This is a genomic window from Pedobacter sp. Bi126, from assembly GCF_918698245.1.
Lineage (GTDB): Bacteria > Bacteroidota > Bacteroidia > Sphingobacteriales > Sphingobacteriaceae > Pedobacter.
On record NZ_CAKKMS010000003.1, the window covers coordinates 227672 to 245587 of the forward strand.

At 37.3% G+C, this 17916-nt stretch carries 20 protein-coding genes; 12 read left to right on the forward strand and 8 right to left on the reverse strand.

What is annotated here, in order from left to right; translation table 11 throughout:
* Position 1 precedes the first annotated feature (1 nt).
* Positions 2 to 799 carry an ABC transporter permease gene (locus LQ201_RS11120; protein ID WP_230142352.1) on the forward strand — a complete coding sequence of 266 codons (798 nt, stop codon included), beginning with the start codon at positions 2 to 4 and terminating at the stop codon, positions 797 to 799.
* Between the two features lie 108 nt (positions 800 to 907).
* Here the strand turns inward: LQ201_RS11120 and LQ201_RS11125 are convergent, their stop codons facing one another.
* Complete coding sequence (locus tag LQ201_RS11125) at positions 908 to 1138, reverse strand: response regulator transcription factor (RefSeq protein WP_057931491.1); 231 nt, start codon at positions 1136 to 1138, stop codon at positions 908 to 910.
* Positions 1139 to 1430: 292 nt separating this feature from the next.
* Here LQ201_RS11125 and LQ201_RS11130 point away from each other — a divergent pair, with 292 nt between their 5' ends.
* From LQ201_RS11130 to LQ201_RS11165, 8 genes are all read left to right on the forward strand, one after another.
* Positions 1431 to 1799, forward strand: coding sequence for a hypothetical protein (locus LQ201_RS11130; protein WP_230142354.1), 369 nt, complete (start codon positions 1431 to 1433; stop codon positions 1797 to 1799).
* A gap of 8 nt (positions 1800 to 1807) precedes the next feature.
* Positions 1808 to 2458 carry a hypothetical protein gene (locus tag LQ201_RS11135; RefSeq protein ID WP_230142356.1) on the forward strand — a complete coding sequence of 217 codons (651 nt, stop codon included), beginning with the start codon at positions 1808 to 1810 and terminating at the stop codon, positions 2456 to 2458.
* 104 nt (positions 2459 to 2562) lie between these two features.
* Positions 2563 to 3216, forward strand: coding sequence for a sensor histidine kinase (locus LQ201_RS11140; protein ID WP_230142359.1), 654 nt, complete (start codon positions 2563 to 2565; stop codon positions 3214 to 3216).
* A gap of 4 nt (positions 3217 to 3220) precedes the next feature.
* Positions 3221 to 3862, forward strand: coding sequence for a response regulator transcription factor (locus LQ201_RS11145; RefSeq protein ID WP_230142361.1), 642 nt, complete (start codon positions 3221 to 3223; stop codon positions 3860 to 3862).
* A gap of 221 nt (positions 3863 to 4083) precedes the next feature.
* Positions 4084 to 4461, forward strand: coding sequence for a BlaI/MecI/CopY family transcriptional regulator (locus LQ201_RS11150; RefSeq protein WP_147227562.1), 378 nt, complete (start codon positions 4084 to 4086; stop codon positions 4459 to 4461).
* A complete protein-coding gene (locus tag LQ201_RS11155) occupies positions 4458 to 6443 on the forward strand; it encodes a M56 family metallopeptidase (RefSeq protein WP_230142364.1) in 1986 nt (661 codons plus the stop codon). Before LQ201_RS11150 ends, LQ201_RS11155 begins: the two co-directional genes overlap by 4 nt.
* Positions 6444 to 6448: 5 nt before the next feature.
* The gene (locus tag LQ201_RS11160) at positions 6449 to 7084 is read left to right on the forward strand and encodes a TonB-dependent receptor (protein WP_230142366.1); all 636 of its coding nucleotides are present in this window, start codon (positions 6449 to 6451) and stop codon (positions 7082 to 7084) included.
* 25 nt (positions 7085 to 7109) lie between these two features.
* Complete coding sequence (locus LQ201_RS11165) at positions 7110 to 7508, forward strand: energy transducer TonB (protein WP_230142368.1); 399 nt, start codon at positions 7110 to 7112, stop codon at positions 7506 to 7508.
* A 493-nt stretch (positions 7509 to 8001) separates the two neighbouring features.
* Here the strand turns inward: LQ201_RS11165 and LQ201_RS11170 are convergent, their stop codons facing one another.
* The 3 genes from LQ201_RS11170 to LQ201_RS11180 all read right to left on the reverse strand — a co-directional run bounded on the left by LQ201_RS11170 (position 8002) and on the right by LQ201_RS11180 (position 11534).
* A complete protein-coding gene (locus LQ201_RS11170; protein ID WP_029278232.1) occupies positions 8002 to 8772 on the reverse strand; it encodes a succinate dehydrogenase/fumarate reductase iron-sulfur subunit in 771 nt (256 codons plus the stop codon).
* An 84-nt stretch (positions 8773 to 8856) separates the two neighbouring features.
* A complete protein-coding gene (locus LQ201_RS11175) occupies positions 8857 to 10836 on the reverse strand; it encodes a fumarate reductase/succinate dehydrogenase flavoprotein subunit (protein ID WP_230142369.1) in 1980 nt (659 codons plus the stop codon).
* Positions 10837 to 10853: 17 nt separating this feature from the next.
* On the reverse strand, positions 10854 to 11534 hold the full coding sequence (locus LQ201_RS11180) for a succinate dehydrogenase cytochrome b subunit (protein WP_230142371.1): 681 nt from the start codon (positions 11532 to 11534) through the stop codon (positions 10854 to 10856).
* Between the two features lie 334 nt (positions 11535 to 11868).
* Here LQ201_RS11180 and LQ201_RS11185 point away from each other — a divergent pair, with 334 nt between their 5' ends.
* Both LQ201_RS11185 and LQ201_RS11190 read left to right on the forward strand, forming a co-directional pair.
* Complete coding sequence (locus LQ201_RS11185; RefSeq protein ID WP_230146638.1) at positions 11869 to 12504, forward strand: M48 family metallopeptidase; 636 nt, start codon at positions 11869 to 11871, stop codon at positions 12502 to 12504.
* Positions 12505 to 12597: 93 nt separating this feature from the next.
* Positions 12598 to 13719, forward strand: a complete 1122-nt coding sequence (locus tag LQ201_RS11190; protein ID WP_230142375.1) for a thioredoxin family protein — start codon at positions 12598 to 12600, stop codon at positions 13717 to 13719.
* Between the two features lie 89 nt (positions 13720 to 13808).
* Here LQ201_RS11190 and LQ201_RS11195 read toward each other — a convergent pair whose 3' ends face one another.
* From LQ201_RS11195 to LQ201_RS11205, 3 genes are all read right to left on the reverse strand, one after another.
* Positions 13809 to 14000, reverse strand: coding sequence for a cold-shock protein (locus LQ201_RS11195; protein WP_010599638.1), 192 nt, complete (start codon positions 13998 to 14000; stop codon positions 13809 to 13811).
* Positions 14001 to 14067: 67 nt separating this feature from the next.
* Positions 14068 to 14283 carry a hypothetical protein gene (locus LQ201_RS11200; RefSeq protein ID WP_230142378.1) on the reverse strand — a complete coding sequence of 72 codons (216 nt, stop codon included), beginning with the start codon at positions 14281 to 14283 and terminating at the stop codon, positions 14068 to 14070.
* Between the two features lie 6 nt (positions 14284 to 14289).
* Entirely contained in the window at positions 14290 to 14793 is a 504-nt protein-coding gene (locus LQ201_RS11205; RefSeq protein ID WP_230142380.1) for a hypothetical protein, read from the reverse strand.
* 817 nt (positions 14794 to 15610) lie between these two features.
* On the opposite strand from LQ201_RS11205, the gene LQ201_RS11210 reads away from it, so the two are divergent.
* On the forward strand, positions 15611 to 15955 hold the full coding sequence (locus tag LQ201_RS11210) for a four-helix bundle copper-binding protein (protein WP_230142383.1): 345 nt from the start codon (positions 15611 to 15613) through the stop codon (positions 15953 to 15955).
* A 57-nt stretch (positions 15956 to 16012) separates the two neighbouring features.
* Here the strand turns inward: LQ201_RS11210 and LQ201_RS11215 are convergent, their stop codons facing one another.
* Positions 16013 to 17563, reverse strand: a complete 1551-nt coding sequence (locus LQ201_RS11215) for a trypsin-like peptidase domain-containing protein (protein WP_230142385.1) — start codon at positions 17561 to 17563, stop codon at positions 16013 to 16015.
* Positions 17564 to 17916: the final 353 nt, after the last annotated feature.

Below are 17916 nucleotides of genomic sequence, written 5' to 3' on the forward strand. Positions count from 1 at the left end.
CATGCACGCTCTTTATATTTCTTTAGTATCAGAATTTTACAAATCCAGGAAAACCTTAGCTTTCTGGGCAGCTATATTATTACCAGTTATTATATGTGGGTTAATCAGCTTTGGTTTTTATTCCGACGCCGAGAAAATCATCGCTAGGCATTATCCTCCAATGGTATTATGGGCACATTACAGCGGTGCGGCACTCGGCGTAATGGGATTTTTGATAATGCCCTTCTATGTTATATTCATGGCCTTTTCGGTCAATAATATCGAACATAAAAACGATACCTGGAAGATGTTATTTGCCCAGCCCTTAAATAAATTTTCGATTTATGCGGCAAAATACCTGTATGCGGTGTTGTTAATATTTATCTGTTTATTCTTATTCGCTACACTTACCTACGCCTTTGGCCACTTATTACAGGTATTGTTGCCTAAGCTTAATTTTAATCAATACAACCCGTTAAATATCCTGGTTAACTCTTACGGTAAATTATTCTTATCATCTTTAGGCATTTTATCGCTACAGTTCATATTAAGCCTGCTATGGAGCGATTTTCTTAAGCCAATGGGCATTGGCTTTATTGGAACGATTATGGGCATTATTACCGCAAATGTAGGGTGGAAATATGCTTACCTGATCCCATATTCATTACCTGCTTTGTCTTTAAAGATGACCAAGGTAAAAAAAGGAGGCGATCCGCTGGATTTTCCGGTTTTTACGCAGGAAATATGGACGAGTTTGATTTACGCAGCGATACTTTTCATCATCGGCTATTTTATTGTCACCAAAAAGAGTATAAAATAGCTGGCGCTACTGCAAAAGACATTAAAAAACAAAAGCCTGCTGATTTGACTTTAGTATCAAATAGCAGGCTTTGCTGTTTAGAATGAGAGGTTATGCGTATTTTAACCCTTATAAGGATAATATTCTTTCTTTAAAGGCCCAAACAATTAATTGATAAGAATTTTTAAGATCGAGCTTTCTTACCATATTTCTTCGGTGCGTATTAACGGTATGCTCGCTGATAAAAAGCATTTCACCAATTTCCTTACTGTTGTACCCCATCGATAACAGGTGTACAATTTCAACTTCCCTTTCGCTGATCGAACTGTGATTTTCCCGTAACAGGATATTGTTTATCATTTTTGAAAGAATTAAATGGTTAATGTTTCTATAATCAAGCTTTCTTAAAAGATTAGACTTATTTTAAAATAAGTCCAAAATATTTGTTTTAATAGGACCCACGGCATTCATTGTTTACAATCACAAATTATTCAGCTGTTATTGTATACCAAAAGTAGTGGTACCGCACAATTCGATGTTAGCACAAAACGCCCTAAATAACAGGGTGTTTTTACGGTATTTTAATTGCAAATATTTCTTGCCAGAACACTTATTATTATCGATTTTTAGACAAATCAAACTTTTAACTTTTATGAGCAAAAAATTTAATTCGGAACCTATCGATAAGAAGGTTGCGCAGGCAATGGTTAATGCCTACACAGAAGAAGCCAGGAAATTTCCAAAATCTTACACAAAAGCCGTATGGTTTCCGGCAGAGCAGATTTTAGAAATAGCAAAATCAATGAGCGAAGGGAAATATGATGGATTGAGAATTTATTTTGGACAATACACCCCCGACTCACTCGAAGGTTTGCCAAAAACATACGAAGGCCGAAATACCTTACTATTGGTACCTACACTGCCGAGTATAAGCAATGATGACGAACACAAAGATGACCTGGATGATATCGAAAACAGGGGAGAAATGTGCCCTGAAGTATGCAATGGAACTTGTCTATAATATAAAGAATGATCAAGATTATAGATCCTGTAACCTCAGTTGAACTTGTATGTTTAATAATTGCTATATTTTTTCTAAGCAAGGATAAACAAAGTTTTTGGACTATAACCTTGGCGTATCTTGCATTTGTATGTTGTACAGAGTATTTCGGTCAGTATATTGGTGCTAAATACAAAAACAATCTTTGGGTATATAATGTATTTGTTTTTTTTGAGGCCGGTTTTATCTCTTATGGATTGTATAATTGTTTTAAAAAATACATTAACCCTAAACCCATTTTTTTAATTAGCAGCATTATTATCTACACCACATATTTTGCTGTTTTTATAAAAAATGGGGTTTTTGCTTTCAATTCGATTACTGTAAGTGTAATGTCGGTTATTTTTGTGCTGTACTGCCTTTACTATTATTACTTACTACTTAGGGACGAGCACCTTTTAGATATTACGTATCACCCAGAATTTTGGTGGCTAACCGCTGTTTTGTTCTTCTATTTTGGCAGTACCACCAGTAATTTGTTTTTTGGCTTATTTAAATCTATCAAAATTGGTCCTTACCCACTAACATACGCTATCTACATACTATTAAACTGGACTTTATATAGCCTTTGGGCTTACTCTTTTATATGCAGAGCCAAACAACGCAAATTGCAATCTTAGTAGGAATATCTACTTTGATTTTTTTATTGATGCCCGTGTTTTTGATATTCTATATTAAGATTAGTATAAAGTATAGAAAAAATCACATTCTCGAAAAGGCAGCTATGAAACAGAAATTTGAATCCGAAATGCTTCAAACCCGTGTGGAAGTACAGGATCAGACCATGCAGAGCATTGCCACAGAACTGCACGATAATGTTGGCCAATTGCTCAGTCTTACTACCTTAACCTTAAACTCCGTAAATTTAGATGATGGCGAAAAGGCTAAAAAGAAGATCGACAATTCCTTAGCGCTAGTGAACAAATCAATTAAAGAATTGAGAGAGTTGGCTAAGTTATTACATGGCGAACAATTGGTAGAAAATGGCATTGGGCATGCAATAGATCAAGAGATTAACTGGCTTAACAAAGCTGGAGCATATGAGTTAAAAGTTAGTAACCAATTAGTTGACCTGCAGATCACATCTCCCGATAAAGATTTGATTATTCTTCGTTTATTACAGGAAATCATCAATAACATTATAAAACATGCTCGGGCAAAACATATACAGATCGATTCTTATCTCGAAAAGAATGCTTTACATCTAAAGGTTATTGAGAATGGTGTAGGTTTTAACCCCGAAGAAATTAAATCAAAAAAATCGGGAATGGGACTAAATTCTATTTATAAAAGAATTGAGATGATCAATGGAAAATTAATATTAAATTCGACTCCAGGCGAAGGCACTTCCATTTCCATAGAAGTTCCATACCCTTAATTGTATGCAAGACCAAAGTATCTCTATCGCTATTGTTGATGACCACACGCTTTTCCGTTCCGGATTGGCCAGCCTATTGGAAGAATTTGACGAAATAAATGTCACGTTTGAGGCTGTAAACGGATTAGATCTACAGTCTAAAATAAACAGCCACAAACACGTCCAACTGGTGCTAATGGACATTAATATGCCGGTAATGGATGGTTTTGCAGCAACCAAATGGGTTAAAACCAATCATCCGAATGTACATGTGCTTGCATTAAGTATGCTCGAAGATGAAAAAGCAATTATCGGAATGCTTAAAGCCGGTGCCGGAGGCTATATGCTTAAAGAATCAACCCCATCCGATCTGCTAACAGCAATTAAAGTAATAGTAGATAAAGGTTTTTATGTAAACGAACTGGTATCGGGCAGACTTTTGGTGGCGCTAAAAGACAGCGATCAAAAACCAGTATTCTCTGCAAGAGAACTTACATTTTTACAATATTGCAGTACTGAACTTACTTATAAGGAAATTGCAGACCTCATGATTGTTAGTCCACGCACAGTAGATAACTACCGGGAATCTCTTTTTGCGAAGCTGAATATTAAATCGCGCACCGGATTAGTGGTATATGGCATCAAAAACAACCTGATTACCATATAGTCTCCACACCTTATCGAAACAGATTTAAACACTGTTTTTCAGTCAAATAGCTACTTAAAGCTAATTACTTTTCTCAAAGTAACCTCCTAAAAGGAAGCAAAAACTCATTTTTATTCATTTTTCTAATAATTTATTCAATAAAATTAGGATAACTAACTAATTAGTTTTAACTTTAGTTAAGGCAAAGTAATTTGCTGTCATCCTTATTATTATTAACTATTATGGAAATTAAAGATTTAACCAAAGCCGAAGAACAGATTATGCAGGTTTTATGGCAATTGGAAAAAGCATTCGTCAAAGAAGTTATTGATGAGCTACCCCTCCCTAAACCTGCATACAATACCGTATCAACCATTATAAGAATTTTAGAAACCAAAGGTTTTATTGGTCACGAAGCCTTCGGTAAGGCACACCAATATTATCCTCTAATCAGCAGAGAAGAATATAAACGCCATGCAACAGAAAAACTGTTAGGCAATTACTTCGAAAATTCGGTAGAAAGTATGTTCTCTTTCTTCGTTAAAGAAGAAAAACTGGATTTAAGTGATGTTGATGAAATTTTAAAAATGATTAACAAAATTAAACATAAGCCAAAATGAGTTTTGCCCACTACCTATTACAGGTGAACTTATACTTAATTGTTTTTTTCGGTTTTTACAAATTACTGTTAGATAAGGAGACCTATTTCACTTTAAACCGCATTTATTTAGTAGCTGCGGGCGTTTTGTCGCTATCTATACCATTTATCCGTTTAGAATGGCTAACGGAGCAAAGAGCGGCACAACAGGTTTATACTTCAGTTAATTGGGAAGCCGTATTAGCACAGGCAACGATTGTAACGGAGCGCAATACCGGTTTTAACTGGGGGAATGCATTCGTTTACATCTATTGCGCAGGTATTTTGTTCTTCTTAGGTAGATTGGTATTTAACCTATTAGCGGTTAAAAAACTCATCTCAATAAGCAAAGCGGGCTCGGCTTTCTCTTTTTTTGGCAAAAAAGTAATTGATCGGGAATTGCCACAAATGGATGTGATTGATATTCATGAAGAAGCACATATTAAACAATGGCATACAGTAGATATTTTATTTTTCGAAATTATAGGAATTATAACCTGGCTAAATCCAGTGATTTATCTTTATAAAAAAGCAATTAAAAATATTCACGAGTTTTTAGCCGATGAACTTGCAGCCGAATTTCAGGGTGATAAAGCGGAATATGCCATGTTATTGCTCAGTAAGTCGTTCGGCATTTCGCCAAATGCCTTAACAAATGGCTTTTTAGAAAAATCATTGATCAAAAAAAGAATTTTCATGCTTCATAAAGAGCGGTCGAAAAAGATCGCTATTATGAAGTATGGAATTTTTATCCCCTTATTTGCCCTTCTGATTGTGTTTTCGTCGGCTACTGTCCGCAAAAATGAAAAGTTGTTATCCATTACCGATCAAATCCCTTTAGAGAAACCAATTGAGATTGTAGAAAACATGGTTACAGCACCCGAGAAGATAACTGTAGCACCTAAAATTTCAGTTGATGGCAAAACAGATGCAAACTGGAAAGGATTTTACCAGTTTCTATTAAGAAATATTAAATACCCAGGCGCAGCCAGCAGTGATGAGGTACAAGGTAATGCCCAGATAAAATTTAATCTAAAAAGCGGCAGGGTTACCAATATTACATCGAATGTAGAACTGGGGGCAGGTTGCGATGAAGAAGTGATGAAAGCAATTTTATCTTATAAAGGATTTAAAACTGTAGCAGATGGCAATTATGCTTTAACGGTAAGTTTTAAAATTCCAGAATCTTCAGAAGAGTTCAGGAATAAATTATTACCTGAATCGGATGGATATGTAAATCTGAACAAGATCAATATCATATCTTATCTTCCTAAAACCGCTGAAACAGAAACCAGTTCTATTAAATCTGAAAATACAGATAAAGTATATGATTTCGTTTCAATCGAGAAACAACCGGAGTTTCCGGGCGGTATAAGCAAGTTTTATAGATATCTGGGTGGCAGCATCAGGTATCCGAAAATGGCGCTGGAGAATAATGTGCAAGGTAAAGTTTTTCTCAGTTTCGTGGTTGAAAAAGATGGTGCACTATCCGATATCCAAATTACAAGGGGTTTAGGAAGCGGCACAGATGAAGAGGCAATAAGGGTTTTAAAAGAATCGCCAAAATGGCACCCAGGCATCCAGAATGGCTTAGCCGTGAGGGTAAAATACAATATCAATGTGAATTTCACACTTAATGACCCCTCACAAGAAACTAAAGCAAATAGCATAGCAACAAACCGGATCGCCTTTAGGGATGGTATAAATCAAGAAGCGTTGATCATTTTAGATGGTGTGAAGTTGCCAAACAATAGCCAGTTGAGTACTATAAATCCAAATAACATAGAATCGATTTCTGTTTTAAAAGATCAGGCAGCTGTTAATCTTTATGGGGAAAGAGCTAAAGCTGGTGTAATTCTAATTACAAGTAAAGGATCTAAAAACAATGCCTTCAAACAATTGGATGGAAAGGAACTTACTACCGACAAAACTTCTAATTTTTTCAACCTTAAAAGAAAATTCTAACCAAAATGAAAAATATAATCGCCTTTACCCTAATGATGGGTTTTAGTTTAGTTGGTTTTGCTCAAAAAGCAGATAGCACAAAAACAACCAAAATTACACTTAGAGGTGTACCTGCCCCTGGCATTGAACCCTTGATTGTAATAGATGGCAATAAACAGTATATAAGGGGCACATCATCACTTAGCGAGGTTGATCCCAATAATATTGAGTCTGTAAGCATCTTAAAAGATAGTTTAGCAACAGCTACGTATGGAGCTGACGGTTTTGCTGGGGTAATAGAAGTTAAAACCAAAAATGGCTCTTTAAGCAATTCTAAATTTAAAACCGCTCCGATAAAAATTGACGACCCTAATTTAAAAGGGAAAGTATCAGGATTTAGCACTCGACCAAATGTACCTAACCCCAATACGTCTATAACCTTAAGAAATCTATTGAATAGCGATTTCGACCCGAAGGCAGAACCGCTTTATGTTGTGGATGGGAAAGAAGTTTCGGAAATAAAAAACATGGATCCGAAATCTATTGAATCAGTAGAAGTGCTAAAGGATTCGTCTGGTATAACTTTACATGGTGATAAGGGCAAAAATGGAGTGGTGATTATCACCACCAAAAAATCAAAAGCAACGCCCAAGAAAAACTAAATAATCAGCATTTAATAAAAAAACAATGAGAAAGCTAATCTTTTTAGCCCTAACGGGCATCGCTATGTGCTTAAATCAGGCAAAAGCACAAGACAATTCAAACAAAGTTTATGATTTTGTGTCTGTTGAAAAACAGCCGGCGTTTCCGGGCGGCATTTCAAATTTCTATAGATACTTAAGCCATGAAATTAAATACCCTGAAGCTGCAAAGCGGAATAATACAAAGGGCAAGGTCTTCGCCTCTTTTATAGTCGAAAAAAATGGCACCTTAGCCGATATTCAGATCATCAGAAGCCTTTCACCAGAAACGGATAAAGAAGCAGTACGGGTACTGAACAAGTCGCCCCGGTGGAACCCGGCCTTGCAAAACGGAATACCCGTAAGGGTAAAATACAACATGGCTATTAATTTCGCCTTGAAGTAAAACCAGTTTATATTAATGCTCTCCAAGCACAAAACCCCAGCAAAAATTGCCGGGGTTTTATGTTTTCTCTCCTGTCTCGGAAGACTAAATTTAGAAAAATTTTAATGTATATGCAAATATTACAGAATAAAATTTCTAAATACGCAAAATTTTAATATGCAAACATAAGATTATTACGACTTTCGCAAACTTTTATTTCGAGACCGCTTTGTTGTGCAAGGTTTCGGTTTTAAATTATAAAGTTTCATATGTTTTCATAACAGCGGGAAAATGTTAAATATGTATCTGTTTTAGTCGTTAGTATGCTAACAAATCATTAAAATTTATTCATTATTTATTCTTGGTCTATTAACCAGTATTAGCCTGATAATGTGTCTTAAACAGCTATTTTATCTATTTTATGATTAGTTTGTAGTTCCCTTTAAAACTAAAAAGCCTCCACATTGTGGAGGCTCAAGAACCCTGCGGTTAAGCTGGGTGCACAGTATATTTTTTAAACGGTTTCTTCTGAAATAAATTTTGCAGATGCAAAATCGCGGTTCATACGAGCGATGTTTTCCAAAGAGATTCCTTTAGGGCATTCGGCTTCGCAAGCACCAGTATTGGTGCAGTTACCAAAACCTTCAGCATCCATTTGCGCAACCATGCTCTGCACCCTGCGGTAACGCTCTGGCTGACCTTGCGGTAACAATGCCAACTGAGAGATTTTAGCTGATACGAATAACATTGCTGAAGCATTTTTACAGGTTGCCACACAAGCACCGCAACCAATACAAGCTGCGGCTTCGAAAGCAGCATCTGCCTGCATTTTAGGGATTGGCAGGTTGTTCGCATCTTGCGCATTACCTGTGTTTACCGAAATAAAGCCACCAGCAGCAATAACTCTATCGAATGCAGAACGATCTACGGTTAAATCTTTTACTACCGGAAAAGCTGCTGCCCTCCAAGGCTCAACAACAATGGTATCGCCATCTTTGAAAGAACGCATATGCAACTGGCAGGTAGTAACCAAATCTTTTGGTCCGTGTGGACGGCCGTTGATAAACATCGAGCACATTCCGCAGATCCCTTCGCGGCAATCATGATCGAATACCACTGGCTCTTCACCTTTATTTATTAATTGTTCGTTTAATACATCGAACATCTCTAAGAAAGACATATCCGGTGAAATATCGGCCAATTTATAATCTACCAAAGCACCTTTGGCATTGTTATTTTTTTGACGCCAAACTTTTAGCGTTAAGTTCATATTTCCTGTACTCATGATATTGAGATTTAAGTATCAAGTAACGAGAACCAAGTATCAAGATTAATTCAAGTCTTGATACTTGATACTTACGTCTTGCTACTATTTATAACTTCTTTGTGCTACTTTAATATTTTCAAACTTCAGCTCTTCTTTGTGAAGTTCGAAGTTTACACCTTCTTTAAATTCCCACGCGGCTACGTAAGCATAATTCTCATCATCACGTAGTGCTTCACCTTCTTCTGTCTGATACTCTTCACGGAAGTGACCACCACAACTTTCGTTACGGTTTAATGCATCAATACACATCAACTCGCCCAGCTCGATAAAATCGGCAACGCGACCAGCTTTTTCCAATTCGGTGTTTAACTCATCAGCTGTTCCAGGTACACGAACATCGCTCCAGAATTCAGCACGTAAGGCTCTGATTTCCTGAATTGCTTCATTTAAACCTTTTGCGTTACGGGCCATACCACATTTCTCCCACATGATGTGACCTAAACGTTTGTGGAAATGATCTACCGACTTAGTTCCTTTAATATTGATCAGTGTATTTAAAATACCAACTGCTCTTTCTTCAGCCTCTACAAAGGCAGGGTGATCAGTAGGAATTGCTTTTACCGAAATCTCTTTTGATAAGTAAGCACCAATGGTGTAAGGAAGAACGAAATAACCATCAGCTAAACCTTGCATCAAAGCAGATGCACCTAAACGGTTGGCTCCGTGATCTGAGAAGTTAGCCTCGCCTGTACAGTATAAACCAGGTACCGATGTCATTAAGTTATAATCAACCCATAAACCACCCATGGTATAGTGAACCGCAGGATAAATACGCATTGGTGTTTCGTAAGGATTTTCGCCGGTAATCTGCGCATACATATCGAATAGATTACCATATTTTTCCTTAATTACTGCAGTACCTAAGCGCATACAGGTTTCTTTATCAGGATTGTGGTTACCCGCTTTGGCAGCTTCGATTTTTCCGTAACGTTCTGTATTGGCTTTAAAATCTAAGTATACTGCTAACTTAGAAGCACCTACTCCATAACCTGCATCGCAACGCTCTTTTGCAGCACGGGAGGCCACATCACGAGGAACTAAGTTACCGAAAGCAGGGTAACGGCGCTCTAAATAATAATCTCTTTCATCTTCAGGAATTTCTGAAGCTTTACGGTTATCATCTTTCTTTTTAGGAACCCAGATACGTCCATCGTTACGCAACGACTCAGACATTAGGGTTAATTTAGACTGGTGATCGCCAGAAACCGGGATACAAGTTGGGTGGATCTGTGTGTAACATGGGTTTGCAAAATAAGCACCTTGTTTGTGTGCTTTCCATGCTGCAGTAACATTACTTCCCATCGCGTTGGTAGAAAGATAGAATACGTTACCGTAACCACCTGTTCCCAATACCACTGCATGACCGAAATGGCGCTCGATTTCTCCTGTAATTAAGTTACGTGCAATAATACCACGTGCTTTGCCATCGATTTTAACAACTTCAAGCATTTCGTGGCGGGTATACATTTCTACTTTACCCATACCAATCTGGCGTTCTAAAGCAGAATATGCACCTAATAATAACTGTTGACCAGTTTGACCAGCTGCATAAAAAGTACGTTGTACCTGTGTACCACCGAACGAGCGGTTATCTAACAAACCACCGTACTCACGTGCTAAAGGCACACCCTGAGCCACACACTGATCTATAATGTTGGCACTCACTTCGGCCAAACGATGCACATTGGCTTCGCGGGCACGATAATCGCCACCTTTAATTGTATCGTAAAAAAGGCGATAAACGCTATCACCATCATTCTGATAGTTTTTTGCTGCATTGATACCACCCTGAGCAGCAATTGAGTGTGCTCTACGTGGTGAATCCTGGAAGCAGAAACATTTTACTTTGTAACCCATTTCGGCCAAAGTAGCCGCTGCCGAAGCACCCGCTAAACCTGAACCTACTATGATTACTTCAATAGTTCTTTTGTTCGATGGGTTAACCAAAGGCACAGAAGACTTATATTTTGTCCATTTGCTGGTTAATTCGCCTTCTGGAATATTTGAATTAATATCTGACATATCTTTTGTGCTAAAAATTATTGAATAAGACCGAAATAAACTGCAATCGGCATGGCTGCGAAAAGGATCGAAATAATAACCGAATACCAAACGCCAGCTCCTTTAATTATACCGTTATATTTTGAGTGGTTCCATCCTAATGTTTGGAATGCGGAAGCAAAACCATGCAATAAGTGGTAGCATAAAGAAAACATAGCAAGAATATATACAACAACCCTTACCGGATCCTGAAATTTCTCTTTCATTACCGCATAAAGATCTTCATGTCCGCTGGCATCAACCGTTGGGATTCCTGTAAAACGGGAAACTACCCAGAAATCTTTCAGGTGAACGACCAGAAAGATCAGCAAAAGCGTACCCAGCAAGCCCATAGAACGGCTGTACCATTTACTGTTTGCCTTACCATCGTTTACGGCATATTTAACCGGGCGTGCTTTTTGATTTTCCAACGTTAAACGCAACGCCTGAAAAATGTGCGCAAGCAAACCAATAAACAACACAATCTCGCCAGCCCGGATAATCCAGTTGGTGGCCATAAAATGTGCGCCTACGTTAAATGTTAAACCACCGTCGTTAATAAATATTAAAGCATTAATACCGCAGTGTACAATTAAAAAAAGTATCAGGAACAAACCTGTAATACCCATGATGAATTTCTTCCCTATTGAAGAAGAAAATGCATTTCCGAAACCACTCATTTGATTAGGATTTATATCTAAATTTCTTGCAAAAGTATCTAATTATGAGTTTAATTTATAAACGAATATGACAAAACAACGATAAAACATTTATTTAGAAACATTCTAAAGCATATTCGGAAGAAAGTTAAAGAACATCTACCTTTTTATACGTAGAATGCTACTAACATGGGATTTTCAAAGTGCAGTAAAAACATCAATTCTAAAAATTAATGAGGCGAATATTTTAAAATGCGGTAAGAATTGACTCAAATTAATTCTATCTTAACATCAATTTAATTAAGCTATGAAAAGAATCCTCATTATTATATTTAGCTGTTTTTCTCTCCCGATAATGGCACAACAAATCACTTATCAAGAATGGAAAGCTGCAGCCAAAGAGGAAATCAGGTTATTGCCCAAATACGGAGGGGCAAAAAAAACACCCGCTCAACTAGAATCAGATGAGAACTTCAAAACAACAACTTTAACAAATGAACCCGATCGGCGCAAAGCATCAGATTATTTAATAAAAAGAGGATTTGATTTTTATTATAAAGGCGATTTAAAAACAGCAATGTTTAGGTTTAACCAGGCCTGGCTAATAGATCCAACTAACGAAAATGTGAATTGGGCATTTGGGGCTATATATGCTTTTTTTAACGATTATGAGAATACGCTGAAGCAGTATGACGAAGGTTTAAAACTTAACCCTAAAAGTTCAAATATATTAACGGATAAAGCCACTGTTTTCGCTACAAAATATAGCAATGGCAGAAACAAAAAAGATCTCGATACTGCACTTTCTTTATATAAACAATCTTACCTTATCGATTCGGAGAATCAAAATACACTGTTTAAAATATCTGCCCTTTACTTTCTTATCGATGATTGCGCTAACGCAAAAAGATATTTTAATGAGTGCAAAAAACTTGGTGGTAAGCCAATTCCAGCTGACTATGATGTTGCGCTCAAAAGTAAATGTAAGTAGACTTATACCTCATTTTTGATAAAACGTTTATAATTTCAACTTGGCAAAAAAACAACTAAGTTTTTCGTTATATTGCAATAGCAAATTGTTAATATGAAAAAACAGCTCTATTTACTTACTTTATTAGCGGGCCTCTTCGCTTCTTGCGATCCAGCTCCTGCTACATTTAATTTCGAAACCAAAAACTTTGGCCCAAATGCCGTCATTACCATTCAAAGCGCTGAAAAGGGCGAGACACTGAAAGTTGAAAACATTACCAATAGCGATCAGACTTTTAAAATCAATATCCCAATAAAAGGCTATGCCACTCTAAGAACTGAGGATGGCAGTCGCACTGGAGAATACTACTTCTATCTTGATAAAGGCAGCTTCAAAGGCGTTCTTGATGGAAAAAATCCTAGCATTTATCCATTAAAGAGCGTTCCGGACACAGAGGGTGAAGAATTTATCGATTTCTACAAACTAACGGGCAATATGAGTAAAAACATACTCGATAGTTTGAACATTGCAGAACAAGAGCTGGATCAGGCTAACCAGAGCAACATTATGGAGAAAGCTCAAAAAGCAGATCGGTGGAGAGCGAAACAGCTTCAGCTTAAACTGGAAATTATCAGGGCTTTTGCCAAAAAGTATCCCAGCTCAACGCACACACTTTTTTTATTAGAACGCTTAGGAACGGTAGAATCAGAAGCGAAGCACTACCTGTCAATCTTTAATGGCTTAGATAAAAAAGTTCAGGAAAGTAAAAAGGGGAAAAGTCTTTTAGCTGAAATTACACAGGCCAACCAAATGATGGCAGGAAGTAAAATGCCAAATATTGAAGGAGAAAATATCGAAGGAAATAAATTCGATTTAAAAGTATTAAAAAAGATAAATCTGGTAACCTTTTGGGCATCATATAGTGGCAAGAGCCGCAGAGACAACCAAACACTGACTTCACTTTACGAAAAATACAAGAATAAGGATGTTGAATTTATAAGCGTATCATTTGATAAGAAGCGCGATTCGTGGCTTAAAACGATAAAACAAGATAAGTTAATCTGGCCACAATATGCCGATTTTAAAGGTTCCGAATCGCCAAATGCAAAAAACTTAAGCAATTACAACGTTACCTACTTCTTTTTAGTGGATAAAAACGGCACTGTATTAACCAACAATGATCTTTCTTTAGATTTTGTTGACAGTGAAATCAGCAAAAATTTGGCAGGCAGATAAAGGTGAGGATCGACAATTCAAAAGTTGGTTCCACAAAAAAAGTCCCGATTTGCATCGGGACTTTTTACGATTTATGTGTTTGAGTTTTCTTAAGCTACTTTAACATTTACCGCGTTTAGGCCTTTTCTACCTTCTTCTACATCGTAGTTTACGGTATCATTCTCGCGAATGTTATCGATTAAGCCTGAAGCATGAACAAAAATTTCGGCATCGCCATTAGATGGAGTGATAAATCCGAAACCTTTAGTTTCATTAAAAAATTTTACTGTTCCTTGTTGCATTGTATTGTATTTTAATTTGTTTCAAAGATAGAGTTAAATCCCTATAAATCAATTTTTTATTTTTTTATTATGTAAATAATGCTAAATATATTGATAATTTGCCATTTAAGCCCGATTTAGCGACCCGATTTATTCTTTCATTGCTCGATGTACCGTCCAATTTTATCAATAAAGCACGTTCAAAACAGTCCGTTACCTCTACTTTTCTACCTAAAAAAAGCAAATACCAATCCAACATATAATTTCCGTCGTAATCAATACGGGCTATTTGGAAAGAAATCATGTTAAGTTAACTATAAACCAGGTTTTCGTGCTGCTCATAATTTACCATCAGATTTTCGGTAATTTTCACCACTAATGTTTCGTTTTCTTTACCATTATAACTTAAGATTAACAGATCGCCAATGATTTCGTGTAAAATTAATTTCGGGCTGGTATAGGTGATCGATACCACATGCGCTGCTTTATTTAACAGATCTGAAGTGTAAATATGTAATTCGGCCCAATCGAAAAGGATCGGATGATCTTCTAAATCGTTTAAAACAGGCATTTTATTTGCTAAGGCAGCAATGCTGTTCATTACGGCGTACTGAAGTTTTTGGTGTAATGCGTTTGCCTTTTCGCTGGCTTGCTGCATCTGAGAAAAGGTATGTGCCTGCTCATCTAAGCGGTATATTTTTGATCTTTTTTGAAATTCTTTGTAAGTATCGTGAAATATCCGTCTTTCAAAATCTGTTCTGCACATGAAATTGAAATATTGTTTTACGCTGAGGTTAATGCTAGCTAAAGCCATAATATTCGGTTTTTGTTGCTGATTCAAATATGGGACAATAAAAAAAATTAATTTATAGCGTATCGGTAAACGCTGATTATCAATCGGTAAATAGCGAAACTAAATCTTGATTATGAAAAACGGATGAATATTGGTTTGAGTACAGGGATTTGGCTGAACATCCCGATATTTAAGGTATTTTAACATTTAGAGATTTTCTGAAGGGGCAACTTGAGCGTAGTCGAAGCATAGCCTTATTATTAGAAAACGTAGCTGTAGTAGTTCTTGGCGGTTTGCAGTCCCGCCATTCGTTTAGTCCCGATGAAACCTGTCAAACAAGCAAGCACACCATAAAAAAGCAAAAAATAGTGCTTAAATCGGGAGCTGTCGCTATTGTCGGGTTTAAGAATAAGGGTTTTTATACCCTGCAACCCAAAAAATGAAATGCTGTGTGGCCAGCTCGCCCCGGTTGAAGCGACACCCTGCAGCAACGAGGTACGAGGCAGCAAAGCGTATAAGCGTAAACGGGAACGCATTTATTGCTATGTACCAAGCCTTGCGCTCCAAACATGAAAATTAAATTGGGTTTTTAAATGTGAAGATAACGGTCTTCGACTACACTCTCCACAGGAGTCCTTTGGACAGACTGACAACCACGGCGCCTAACTTTAACTTAATCACACGGCCTTCTTGGCTAAAAATACAATCTAGTAGTTTATAGCTCAAACTATTAATTAGCGGCAAGATGCGACCGATCGCCAATTTCATTTTTTTAAAACAGTTTAATTTCCAGCAGGTTATTAATATACAAAATAGGTATAACCAAAACTTTTACGATATGGAAACGAGAAACAACCATGGTTTAATCCAGGCTTTACTAGATTGCGCGCTAGCTTGCGAACATTGTGCATCGTCCTGCTTAAAAGAAGAAGACATCAACATGATGATTGACTGCATTAAACTAGATCGGGATTGCGCAGATATTTGCATCCAGGCAGCCCGGTTATTGCAAAGAGATTCAATTGTCGGGCATCAATATTTACTACTCTGTGAAGAAATATGCAGGCTTTGTGCAGCCGAATGTAGCAAACACGATCATGAACATTGCAGACAATGCGCTGTTGCCTGCGAGGAATGTGCAGATGCCTGCCATGCCAATCACGAACCAATCCATCAGGATTAAAAAAAAGCGTCCCGATTTAAATCGGGACGCTTTTAAAACTATTTTTTATCAGATCAATTACTGCGCTGGGAAGCTATAGTTATAAGAACCTTGCTCGCCAACACCAGAAATACTCACCATGTTGTTCCTGCCTAAAGGCAATGCTTTTTGTACATCGGCTACAGAATTTACAGGTTGCCCATTCACTTTGGTAATGATTAAACCCTTTTCTACACCAATATTATCAAATGCTTTTCCTGTGGTTACAGAGGTTACAACAACACCACTATTAATGCCATATTTCGATTTCTGTGCTTGAGTAGCAGGAGCAAAAGTTGCACCTAATTTCGAAACCTCAGCGCCTTTGCTTGTTGCATTTTTGGCTGTAAGACCTACACTAGCTTCTCCTTTTAAGGTTACAGTGTAATCTTTAAGTGCACCATCGCGTAATACAGTTAATTTAACCTTATCGCCCGGATTTAAACGGCCAACTCTTTCCTGAAGATCAGGAGAATCGTTGATTACTACGCCATCAACTTTTTTGATTACATCACCTGATTTAATGCCTGCTGCTGCAGCACCGCCACCGGCAACTACATCATTCACATATAAACCGCTTATTTCGTTGGTTTTAATACCTTCAGGTTTATCTTCACCACTTAGCGGTACAAAGTTAACGCCGATATAACCACGTTTAACCGAGCCGTATTTCATAAAATCATCAACAATTTTACGGGCAAGATTAACTGGAATTGCAAATCCATAACCTTGATTGTATCCGCTTTGCGATGCAATTGCTGAGTTAATACCTACCAATTCGCCATTTGCGTTTACAAGCGCACCACCGCTGTTGCCTGGGTTAATGGCTGCATCGGTTTGGATAAATGATTCGATACTGGTATTTGCCGGACGATCTGGCCTTTTACCCGTACGTTGGTATTCGCGATACTCCTCTTCAGTAATTTCGTTGCCTTGTTGCTCGCGACCAATAATACCAATACTACGGTTTTTCGCACTTACAATACCAGCTGTTACCGTAGTATTTAAATCTAGCGGGAAACCAACTGCTAAAACCCATTCTCCAACCTGTACATTATCTGAGTTACCCATTTTTACAACAGGTAAACCAGTTGCATTTACTTTAATCAAAGCCAAATCGGTATTCGGATCGCGACCAATTACTTTTGCCTCAACTTTACGTCTGTCTGTTAAAACCACCTCTACCTTCTCTGCATTTTCTACCACGTGGTTATTGGTTACGATATAACCGTCCTGACTAATAATTACGCCAGAACCCGATGCCGCTCTAGGCTGACGTTGCATCTGACGGCCACCGCCACCGAAGAAATCTTCCATCATATCAAATGGAGAAGAGCTTCTACCACCGCCGCTTTGTGCCGCATATGTAGTTTTAATGTGAACTACACCAGGTGCAACAGCTGCTGCCGCCTGCGTAAAATCTGTTGTTCCCGCTGATGATACTTTAAGCGGATTGTTTGCGAAGTACAAGTTCTGTTTTTCAGTAATAGTACTGCCAGTTTGGTTACGCTCAAATAGTTTGTAACCCCCAATTGCTGCTGCCCCACCTATAAAAGCAGCCAACACGGTAATTCCTAATATTTTTTTCATGTGTTTGTATATTGTTTTTTAATGGTCATGAAGCTATTAAAAGCTTAGTATTGCTTTTAATGGTTTCATGTGTTAATATGTGTTTATATTTATATATTATTTTAAAGCCATGAATTATTACAAGCTGATTTGCTAGCTAATTGTTTGGTTAGCTTATAATATTCATTGTTAAATGTATTACTTGCAAGAGCACTTTCACTTTGATTTAAGCAGAATGCTCCAGCAGTTTTTATCTGCTCAAATTTTCTTTTGTAAGTTTACTCAAAATTAATACCATATAAACGATATTTGCACCCTCAGAGCACTTAGTTTTGTGTTAAAAAATGTTAAATTAAAAAGCACAAACCACTAAT